The 9,552-nt window shown below is 69.7% G+C and carries 12 protein-coding genes; 4 read left to right on the plus strand and 8 right to left on the minus strand.

The genetic code is table 11. From position 1 onward, the window contains the following. Positions 1–347: 347 nt before the first annotated feature. Entirely contained in the window at positions 348–989 is a 642-nt protein-coding gene (locus ACZ4Z2_RS37010) for a DNA-3-methyladenine glycosylase (RefSeq protein WP_468082132.1), read from the minus strand. Positions 990–1,190: 201 nt separating this feature from the next. Between ACZ4Z2_RS37010 and ACZ4Z2_RS37015 the strand changes: the two genes are divergently transcribed. From ACZ4Z2_RS37015 to ACZ4Z2_RS37025, 3 genes are all read left to right on the plus strand, one after another. Then, a complete protein-coding gene (locus tag ACZ4Z2_RS37015) occupies positions 1,191–1,973 on the plus strand; it encodes a sporulation protein (RefSeq protein ID WP_468082134.1) in 783 nt (260 codons plus the stop codon). Positions 1,974–2,013: 40 nt separating this feature from the next. Then, positions 2,014–2,553: a YbhB/YbcL family Raf kinase inhibitor-like protein gene (locus tag ACZ4Z2_RS37020; RefSeq protein ID WP_468082135.1), complete on the plus strand. Its 540-nt coding sequence runs from the start codon at positions 2,014–2,016 to the stop codon at positions 2,551–2,553. A gap of 153 nt (positions 2,554–2,706) precedes the next feature. Next, entirely contained in the window at positions 2,707–3,213 is a 507-nt protein-coding gene (locus ACZ4Z2_RS37025) for an HNH endonuclease (protein ID WP_468082137.1), read from the plus strand. Positions 3,214–3,286: 73 nt separating this feature from the next. Here ACZ4Z2_RS37025 and ACZ4Z2_RS37030 read toward each other — a convergent pair whose 3' ends face one another. From ACZ4Z2_RS37030 to ACZ4Z2_RS37040, 3 genes are all read right to left on the minus strand, one after another. Beyond that, the gene (locus ACZ4Z2_RS37030; protein WP_055538597.1) at positions 3,287–4,234 is read right to left on the minus strand and encodes an SPFH domain-containing protein; all 948 of its coding nucleotides are present in this window, start codon (positions 4,232–4,234) and stop codon (positions 3,287–3,289) included. Positions 4,235–4,392: 158 nt separating this feature from the next. After that, a complete protein-coding gene (locus tag ACZ4Z2_RS37035) occupies positions 4,393–4,824 on the minus strand; it encodes an NfeD family protein (RefSeq protein WP_468082139.1) in 432 nt (143 codons plus the stop codon). A gap of 145 nt (positions 4,825–4,969) precedes the next feature. Beyond that, the gene (locus ACZ4Z2_RS37040) at positions 4,970–5,761 is read right to left on the minus strand and encodes an ABC transporter ATP-binding protein (protein ID WP_055538595.1); all 792 of its coding nucleotides are present in this window, start codon (positions 5,759–5,761) and stop codon (positions 4,970–4,972) included. Positions 5,762–5,911: 150 nt separating this feature from the next. On the opposite strand from ACZ4Z2_RS37040, the gene ACZ4Z2_RS37045 reads away from it, so the two are divergent. Next, positions 5,912–6,694, plus strand: coding sequence for a hypothetical protein (locus ACZ4Z2_RS37045; RefSeq protein WP_468082141.1), 783 nt, complete (start codon positions 5,912–5,914; stop codon positions 6,692–6,694). Positions 6,695–6,767: 73 nt separating this feature from the next. Here ACZ4Z2_RS37045 and ACZ4Z2_RS37050 read toward each other — a convergent pair whose 3' ends face one another. The 4 genes from ACZ4Z2_RS37050 to ACZ4Z2_RS37065 all read right to left on the minus strand — a co-directional run bounded on the left by ACZ4Z2_RS37050 (position 6,768) and on the right by ACZ4Z2_RS37065 (position 9,350). Next, positions 6,768–7,118 carry a chaplin family protein gene (locus ACZ4Z2_RS37050; protein ID WP_468082143.1) on the minus strand — a complete coding sequence of 117 codons (351 nt, stop codon included), beginning with the start codon at positions 7,116–7,118 and terminating at the stop codon, positions 6,768–6,770. A 20-nt stretch (positions 7,119–7,138) separates the two neighbouring features. Further along, on the minus strand, positions 7,139–7,387 hold the full coding sequence (gene chpE, locus ACZ4Z2_RS37055) for a chaplin ChpE (RefSeq protein ID WP_468082145.1): 249 nt from the start codon (positions 7,385–7,387) through the stop codon (positions 7,139–7,141). A gap of 183 nt (positions 7,388–7,570) precedes the next feature. Further along, positions 7,571–8,212, minus strand: coding sequence for a response regulator (locus ACZ4Z2_RS37060; RefSeq protein ID WP_468082146.1), 642 nt, complete (start codon positions 8,210–8,212; stop codon positions 7,571–7,573). Next, on the minus strand, positions 8,205–9,350 hold the full coding sequence (locus ACZ4Z2_RS37065; RefSeq protein WP_468082148.1) for a GAF domain-containing sensor histidine kinase: 1,146 nt from the start codon (positions 9,348–9,350) through the stop codon (positions 8,205–8,207). The genes ACZ4Z2_RS37060 and ACZ4Z2_RS37065 overlap by 8 nt, the downstream gene beginning before the upstream one ends. Between the last annotated feature and the right edge of the window lie 202 nt (positions 9,351–9,552).

Raw genomic sequence — 9,552 nt, forward strand, 5'->3', positions numbered from 1 at the left:
CTTTGTACTCACCCGAGTCACTCTCGGGCTTTCCTCCGGGCGCTTCCCTTCGGTCTTGCGTTTCCGACTCTATCAGATCGTTTTCCGATCCGATTCCCAGTCGGCGGGATTTGCCTTTCGGCTGCCTTTGGGCCTCTCGGTTTCCCTCGCGGCCTTTCGACATTCACTACGTTAGCCGATTCCCCCGGCAACTCATAATTGAGTTCTGCGGACTCGAATCAGGGCATGCCTAATTCGCCCCCGCTGAGGGGATGTCGTAGGTAGTGGGTGGCCGCTTCCGGCTGCTGGCTGACTGCCGTACCCGGTTCAAGCGGCTCGGGCTACGTTACGGACCGGCCGGAGGCGAGTCAAGTTCGGCGTCGGCGGGGGACATGGGCCCGGTACGGGCTCACCGTGGGGTCGTCGGCGATCCAGAAGCGCCAGGGGTGGACGCCCCCGTCGCCGGCGACACCGGTACGGGGACCGTTGCGTACCTGGTCGGAGTGGACGGGGGTGCCGGTCAGCACCGTCAGAGGGGGGTCGTCCGGAGAACAGGCGTCCGTACCGTCGAGGGCGCGGTCCACGTCCAGGGCCGTGGCCAGGCGGGCCGGTCCTTTGGCGAGTTCCTTGTCATTTCGGGCCGAGATTCGACGTTTGCGGGCGAGCTCGGCGCCCTCGATGACCTCGCCGGCGCGCAGCAGCACCGCGCTCGCCCGGCCCTCGGGACCGCACACCAGGTTCATGCAGTGCCACATGCCGTACGTGAAGTAGACGTACACATGGCCGGGTGGACCGAACATCACGCCGTTGCGGGCGGTGCGGCCTCGGAACGCATGCGAACCGGGGTCGTTCTGGCCGTCGTACGCCTCGACCTCGGTGAGGCGGAGTGCGATCGGACCGTCGGGGGTGGTGCGTACGAGGACGCGTCCCAGGAGGTCGGGGGCGACCTCCAGGACGGGGCGGTCGAAGAACTCTCGGGCCAGGGGCGTACGGTCGGGGGTCGCGATCATGGCGTACGAGCGTAGTCCAGACGGGTGGGGACCGATGGGTGGCGAGGAAGCGTCCTCCTTGGAAGTGTGGGGGCACGGAACCGGTCACCGTCGGTTCGCGTTTGTAGGGATCAAGGATCCACGCCACACAGAGCGATCCCCCCACACACAGAACACAGAGCCACACAGATACACAGGCGTTGCCTGACGGGAGGAACAGACATGGGGTTCAAGCGACTGCTCGCGAGCCTGGGTGCCGGTGGCGCTTCGGTCGAGACGGTGCTGACCGAGATCAATGTGGTGCCGGGCGGTGTCGTCCAGGGTGAGGTGCGGATCCAGGGCGGTTCCGTGGACCAGCAGATCGAGGGGCTGTCCGTCGGGCTTCAGGCCAGGGTCGAGGTCGAGGGCCAGGACGCGGAGTACAAGCAGGACATCGAGTTCGTCAAGCAGCGTCTCGGGGGTGCCTTCGAGCTGAAGGCGCAGGCGGTGCACGTGGTGCCGTTCGGGCTCGAGATCCCGTGGGAGACGCCGGTCACGACCATCCAGGGGCAGACGCTGCCGGGGATGCACATCGGTGTGACGACGGAGCTGGAGATCGCGCGCGCGGTCGACTCCGGTGACCTGGACCCGATCAACGTGCACCCGCTGCCGGCGCAGCAGGCGATCCTGGACGCCTTCATCCAGCTGGGCTTCCGCTTCAAGAACGCCGACATGGAGCGCGGTCACATCCGGGGCACGCGGCAGAAGCTGCCCTTCTACCAGGAGATCGAGTTCTTCCCGCCGCAGCAGTACCACGGGCTGAACCAGGTCGAGCTGAGCTTCGTCGCCGACGAGCGCGAGATGGACGTCGTGCTGGAGATGGACAAGAAGCCGGGGCTGTTCAGCGAGGGCAGCGACTCGTTCCGTTCGTTCCGGGTGGGACTGCAGGACTACGGGAACACGGACTGGGCCGCCTACCTGAACCAGTGGCTGTCGGAGGTCGGCAGCAAGCGCAGCTGGTTCTAGGCTCTGAACCGACCCACAAGATCCACCAGGAGGTACCGAGGTGACCGAGCCGAAGAGGCCGCCGCTCCCCCACGATTTCCACCCGGTCGTGCCGTCCTTCACGGTCACGAGTGAGGACGTCGAGCAGGGAGCGACACTCAAGGACGCTCAGGTCTACGCGGGCGGGAACACCTCTCCGCAGCTGCGCTGGGAGGGCTTCCCGCCGGAGACCAAGAGCTTCGCCGTGACCTGCTACGACCCGGACGCCCCCACGGGCAGCGGGTTCTGGCACTGGGTCGTGTTCGACATCCCGGTGTCCGTGACGGAGTTGCCGGCCGGTGCCGGGTCGGGGAAGTTCGAGGGACTGCCCGAGGGCGCGGTGCACGCGCGCAACGACTACGGCACGCGTGACTTCGGTGGGGCCGCCCCGCCGCCCGGGGACCCGGCGCACCGCTATGTGTTCACGGTGTACGCCGTGGATCAGGAGAAGCTCGGTCCGGATTCCGACGCTTCGCCCGCCGTGGTGGGATTCAATCTCCGTTTCCACACGCTGGCGCGCGCCCAGCTCATCGGGGAGTACGCCGCTGTAGCGGAAAAGTAACGAAGCCGGACGTTCATTGAACGTTTGCCCGCCTCTGGTCTTGGAAGTGATCAGAGGCGGGCATTTTTTATTGCGTTGTCCATCTCGGCGTGCCCGGCCACAGTTGATCCAAGCCTGCCGGGGGGTGGGCTGGTGCACAGGAGGTGGGCTGGAATGCGGGACACGCTGGTACTGAACGCGAGCTTCGAGCCGCTGTCGACGGTGACGCTCAACCGAGCCGTCGTTCTGGTGCTGCAGGACAAGGCCGTCGTCGAGCAGACCCACCCCGAACTGCGCATGCGCGGAGCCGCGGTCGACATACCGGCGCCCCGGGTGATCAGGCTGTGCAGGTACGTGAGGGTTCCGTTCCGAAGACAAGCGCCATGGTCCAGGCGGGGTGTGCTGGTACGGGACAGGCACAGGTGCGCGTACTGCGGCAGGCGGGCGACGACCGTGGACCATGTGGTGCCGCGGTCCCAGGGTGGTTCGGACAGCTGGCTGAACACGGTCGCGTCGTGCGCGGAGGACAACCACCGCAAGGCGAACCGGACTCCGGAGGAGGCGGGGATGCCGCTGCTGCGGCAGCCGTTCGAGCCGACGCCGGCGGACGCGATGCTGCTGTCCCTGGGACATGACGACTTCGACGCGCTGCCGGACTGGCTGTCGAAGGGTGCCGCGTAGGCCGCGTCGACAACCGCTGTCGTACCGCGACGGGCCCGCTCTTCCCGGGGGGAGGGCGGGCCCGTCGCCGTGTTCAGTCGATGGCCGGCTTCTCGCGGCGGTCGGCGTTGCCGTCGGCCGGCTTGGGGACGGTGGGACCGCCGCCCAGGTTGCCGAAGTTGCCCATGGCTCCGGAGAGGCCCTTCAGGGCGTCGCCGATCTCGCTGGGGACGATCCAGAGCTTGTTGGCGTCGCCTTCGGCGATCTTCGGGAGCATCTGGAGGTACTGGTAGGAGAGGAGCTTCTGGTCCGGGTCACCGGCGTGGATGGCCTCGAAGACCGTACGGACGGCCTGGGCCTCGCCCTCGGCGCGCAGGGCGGCGGCCTTGGCCTCACCCTCGGCGCGCAGGATCTGGGACTGCTTCTCACCCTCGGCGGTCAGGATCGCCGCCTGGCGCGTACCTTCGGCGGTGAGGATCGCGGCGCGCTTGTCACGGTCGGCGCGCATCTGCTTCTCCATCGAGTCCTGGATGGAGGTGGGCGGTTCGATCGCCTTCAGCTCGACGCGGTTGACGCGGATGCCCCACTTGCCGGTGGCCTCGTCGAGGACGCCGCGCAGGGCCGCGTTGATCTCCTCGCGGGAGGTCAGGGTCCGCTCCAGGTCCATGCCGCCGATGATGTTGCGGAGCGTGGTGACGGTGAGCTGCTCGATCGCCTGGATGTAGCTGGCGACCTCGTAGGTGGCGGCGCGGGCGTCGGTCACCTGGTAGTAGATGACCGTGTCGATGTTCACGACCAGGTTGTCCTGGGTGATCACCGGCTGGGGCGGGAACGGCACGACCTGTTCGCGGAGGTCGATGCGGTTGCGGATGGAGTCGATGAACGGGACCACGATGTTGAGGCCCGCGTTGAGCGTGCGCGTGTAGCGGCCGAAGCGCTCGACGATGGCGGCGCTCGCCTGTGGGATGACCTGGATGGTCTTGATCAGGGCGATGAAGACCAACACCACCAGAATGATCAGGACGATGATGATCGGTTCCATCGTTCGCTCCCCGTGCCCTTCTCCGCCGTGGCGCCTGTGGAAGATCTTATGCCTGTGTGCCTGTTGAGGATCTTGCTCGTCGAGTCTGGCAGAACAGGCCCTGCCAGGTGGGACGTTCGGTGCATTGTGTGACCGCGTCGTGACCGCTTCGTGCGAGGTCACATGACGATCGCGGTGGCTCCCTCGATCTCCACGACGTCGACTTGCTGGCCCACCTCGAAGGTGAGTCCGGAGTCGAGGGAGCGGGCGGACCAGATCTCGCCGCCCAGTTTGATACGGCCGCCCGAGCCGTCGACCCGCTCCAGGACGACGGCCTGCTTGCCTCTCAGGGCGTCGATGCCGGTGGCGAGTTCGGGTCGCCCGGCCCTGTGGCGGGCGGCCACGGGCCGTACGACGGCGATGAGCGCCACGGACACGACGGCGAAGACGACCACTTGGAGGACGACACCGCCGCCCAGCCCCGCGGTCACGGCGCCGGCGACGGCGCCCAGGGCGAGCATGCCCAGTTCCGGCATCGCGGTCACGACGAGGGCGATCCCGAGCCCGGCCGCGCCTATCAGCCACCACACCCACGCGTCGATGCTGTCCACATCGTCCATGGTAGGACCGGGATCGCCCCGCCGACAGAGCGCACGGTCAAAGATCGCTTACAGCGGATCCGCCAAGTCGGTTGCGTCCGGCCCGGGTTGTGGAGCCGGGGCGCCCGACTGGCGGATCGGCGGCAGAAGTCGGAGGTCAGGTGAGGGGCAGGCCCTGGGCCGTCCAGCGCTCGCCGACCTGCTCGACGACGAGCGGGAGGCCGAAGCAGAGGGAGAGGTTGCGGGACGTGAGTTCCAGCTCCAGGGGCCCGGCGGCGAGGACCTTGCCCTGACGGATCATCAGGACGTGGGTGAAGCCCGGGGGGATCTCCTCGACGTGGTGCGTGACCATGATCATGGACGGGGCGATGGGGTCGCGGGCGAGTCGGCCGAGCCGGCGCACGAGGTCCTCGCGGCCGCCGAGGTCGAGTCCGGCGGCGGGCTCGTCGAGGAGGAGCAGCTCGGGGTCGGCCATCAGGGCGCGGGCGATGAGGGTGCGCTTGCGCTCGCCCTCGGAGAGGGTGCCGAACTTGCGGTCGACGTACTCGGTCATGCCGAGGCGGTCGAGGAAGGCGCGGGCGCGCAGCTCGTCGATCTCCTCGTAGTCCTCGTTCCAGGTGGCTGTCATGCCGTAAGCGGCGGTCAGTACCGTCTGCAGGACGGTCTGGCGCTTGGGGAGCTTCTCCGCCATGGCGATGCCGGCCATGCCGATGCGGGGGCGCAGTTCGAAGACGTCGACCCTGCCGAGGGTCTCGCCGAGGATCGTGGCGGTGCCCTTGCTGGGGTAGAGGTAGCTGGACGCGACGTTGAGGAGGGTGGTCTTGCCGGCGCCGTTCGGGCCGAGGATGGCCCAGCGCTCGCCCTCCTTGACCGACCAGGAGACCTGGTCCACCAGAGCCCGGCCCTCGCGGACCACGGATACGTCCTCCAGCTCCAGAACATCGCTCATGAGCGCGCTGTCTCCCCTTGCAGTGTCGGCCTGTCTCGGCTGTCGCGTACGCCTGTGGTTGGAGCCACCGCCGGGTGGGCGCAGCCCTCAGGGAAATCTACGCCACCGGTCGGGCCGTCCATTCCATCGGTCGGTCCTTAGGGTGGGGGCATGCTCTCGGAACCACGTTCAGGACGCCTTGCCGCATGGGGAAACGCCCTTCTTGCCGGACTTGTCTCACCGGATGACGCGGTGCTCGCGATCGTCGGGGAGGACGCGGTGCATCGGGTGGAGGGGCTGCCCGGCGAGTCGGGGCCGGTCGGGCTGACGCTCGCGCTCGGGCGGCTGCGGGCGCTGGGGGTGACCGGGTTGCGGGTGGCCCTGCCCGCGTCGGGGCATCCGTTGGGGCTCAGTGGGCCGCCGGAGTTCAACAAGCGGGCGCTGGAGGCCGAGGAGGCCGTGGTGTGCCACGGGGGTGCGTTGGGGCTGGTGCCCGAGGTCTACGCGGTGGGGCCCTCGGGGGACGAGCACGTCGAGGTGGTCTGGCGCTGTCTGGAGGTGCGGGAGGCGCCGCCCGCCGACGTGCCGTCCCTCGGGGAGGCCGAGCGGGAGCTGGCGGAGGCGCTGCGGGACGCGACGGCCGTGCTGTCCCGGTTGGACGTGGCGGCGTCCGGGCCGGTGGCGGAGGCGGCGATCGACGCGTACCGGGCGCGGGCGGAGCGGGGGCGGGAGGTGCTGGCCCCGGGGTACCCGCCGCGGGCCGTACGGGTGCTGGAGTTGGCGCAGCGGGTGGGGTTGCTGATCTCGCTGGCGTACGAGAACGGGCACGGGGGCGCGGTGAGCGCGTCCGAGATGGCGTCGCGGGTGGCCGCGTTGCGACCCGTGGAGCGGACGGCCCGGCGCGCGCAGGTGGCGGCGTACAACGCGTTCGTGGAGGAGCGGGAGCGGGGGTAGTACCCGGGCTCCCTGGCTGTCGGTGGCAGGAGGCCCTGCGGACTCACGGTTCGCGGGGCCTGCCCTTGTGCGGTCAGTCGTTGACCGCGACGTCGCCGAACGCCGGGTTGAGGAGGGCGATGAGGTTGGCGCTGAGGCCCTCGGCGGTGACGGGGACGCCGACCGGCACCGGGACGTCGAGGTCGGAGGCGACGCCCGGGGAGCCGACGGCTGCGCTGTCCGCGGCCGTGTCGGCGACGGCCGCACCGGACGACGCGCCCGCGACGAGTCCCGCGGCGGTGACGGTCAGGGCGGCCTTCTTGGTGGGGTGATGGGACGACGAGAGAGGAGGACGACCATCGGCCAGGGGCCGGGTGCCGGGGAGGCGTAGTTCCCGGACATGGCTGACCGGCCTGCCAGAGGGGTCCGGAAGGCCGGTGGTCACTGGTGCTCCGGAGTGGAACGTCAGTGGTTGACGCCCAGGTTGCCGAAGGCCGGGTTGAGGATGCCCACGACGCTGACGCTGTTGCCGACCGCGTTGACCGGGATGTCGATCGGGGCCTGGATGACGTTGCCCGAGATGACGCCCGGCGAGCCGACGGCCTTGCCGCCCGCGTGCGCCCCGCCGTCGGTGGCGGAGGCCATGCCGGCACCGGCGGCGACGAGGCCACCGGCCACCATCGTGACAGCGGCGGCCTTCTTCAGGTTCTTCACTTCTGAGCCCTTCCTTGCGATCACTGCGGCGGTCGCACGCAGCACGCACTGAAGAACGGCGGGGCTCCGCCGAGGATGCGCCATTCGGAGGACATACACCCGACGGTATGAATCTCAGATCGGAAGGGAACCTTCCGGGTTGCCGGACAATCGGCCCATCATCCGGTCACACCGAGTCAGGTGTCAGCCGGTCACGCCGTGGCGCACGGCCCACAGCGCGGCCTGGGTCCGGTCCGCAAGGTCGAGCTTCATGAGGATGTTGGAGACATGGGTCTTGACCGTCTTCTCGGACAGGACCAGGGCGCGGGCGATCTCGCGGTTGGAGCGGCCGTCGGCGATCAGGCCGAGCACCTCGCGCTCCCGCTCGGTGAGCGAACCGCCTCTCCCCTGACCGGAGTTGGCCTCCTCCTGGGAGAGGAGCACCCCGGCGACCTCCGGCTGGAGCAGGATGTGTCCGGCGTGCACGGAACGGATGGCGGCGGCGAGGGCGTCGGGGTCCACGTCCTTGTAGACGTACCCGGCGGCGCCCGCGCGCAGGGCCGGGACGACCGTGCGCTGCTCGGTGAAGCTGGTGACGACGAGCACGCGCGCGGGGTTGTCGAGTTCGCGGAGTCTGCGGAGCGCGTCGATGCCGTCCATGCCCGGCATCTTGACGTCCATGAGGACGACGTCGGGCCGGAGTTCCTCGGCCCGGGCGACGCCCTCGGCGCCGTCGGCGGCCTCGCCCACGACCTCTATGTCGTCCTGGACCTCCAGGAAGGTGCGCAGGCCGCGGCGGACCACCTGGTGGTCGTCGACGAGCAGCACCTTGATTGCGTCAGCCACCGGGGACCTCCATCTCGATCGTGGTGCCCTTGCCGGGCGCCGATTCGACGGTCAGCGTGCCGCCGACCCCGCTCGCCCGGTCGCGCATGGAGACGAGGCCGAGGTGGCGGCCCGCGCGGCGTATGGCCTGGGGGTCGAAGCCGGTGCCGTCGTCGGTGATCCGCAGCACCGCGCCGTTGCCGCGGCGCTCCAGGGTGACGTCGACGTGCTCGGCGTCCGCGTGGCGCAGGGCGTTGTGCAGGGCCTCCTGGGCGACCCGGAGCATGGCCTCCTCCTGGGCCGCCGGCAGCGCGCGGGCGCCGCGGCCGGAGAAGGTGACGCGGGCGCTGTGGGCACGGTCGAGGACGTGGACCTGGGTGCGCAGGGTGGCGGCCAGGCCGTCCTCGTCGAGTCCGGCGGGGCGCAGTTCGACGACGGCGGCGCGCAGTTCGTCCGCGGCCTCGGCGGCGAGGGCGGCCACCTGCTGGAGCTCGCCCTTGGCGCGGGAGGGGTCGCGGTCGACCAGCGCGGCCGCCGCCTGGGCGGTCAGCCGCAGGGAGAACAGCTTCTGGCTGACGGCGTCGTGCAGCTCGTGGGCGAGGCGGGAGCGCTCCTCGGCGATGGTCAGCTCGCGGCTGCGCTCGTAGAGGCGGGCGTTGGTCAGGGCGATCGCGGCGTGCTGGGCGAGGATCGACAGCAGTTCCTCGTCGTCCTCGGTGAAGCCGCAGCCGCCCTCCGGCCGGGGGCAGCGTTTGTTGGCGAGGAAGAGGGCGCCGATGACCTCGTCGCCGTCACGGATCGGCAGGCCGAGGAAGTCGACCAGATCGGGGTGGGCGCTGGGCCAGCCCTCGAAGCGGGGGTCCTCGCGGACGTCGGCGAGGCGCTCCGGGGCGGCCTCGTGGAGCATCGCGGCGAGGATGCCGTGCTGGCGCGGGAGGGGGCCGATGGCCTTCCACTGCTCGTCGGTGACGCCGTCGACGACGAACTGGGCGAAGCCGCCGTGGTCGTCGGGGACGCCGAGGGCGGCGTACTCGGCGTCGAGCAGCTCTCGGGCGGAGGCGACGATCGTCTTCAGGACGTCGCGCACCTCCAGGTGTCTGCTCATGGCCAGCAGCGCGGAACTGACCGCCGCGAGGCCCGACCGGGGACCGTGACTCATGGACTCACCGTACCGGCGGGGTCCGACAGCGCGGATCGGACCGCCGACGGCGTCGTCCCGGCCGCCGGACCTAGGTTCTGGGCCTACGACCCGACCTAGGACCGGACCTAGACGAGTCTTTCCAAATGCCTGCAGGCATAGGGCGAGGGTGCTCAAGATCCGTTTGTGACGACGAACTTGACCACCCTCGTGACCGCACTGT

Source organism: Streptomyces sp. NPDC030183, assembly GCF_055573455.1.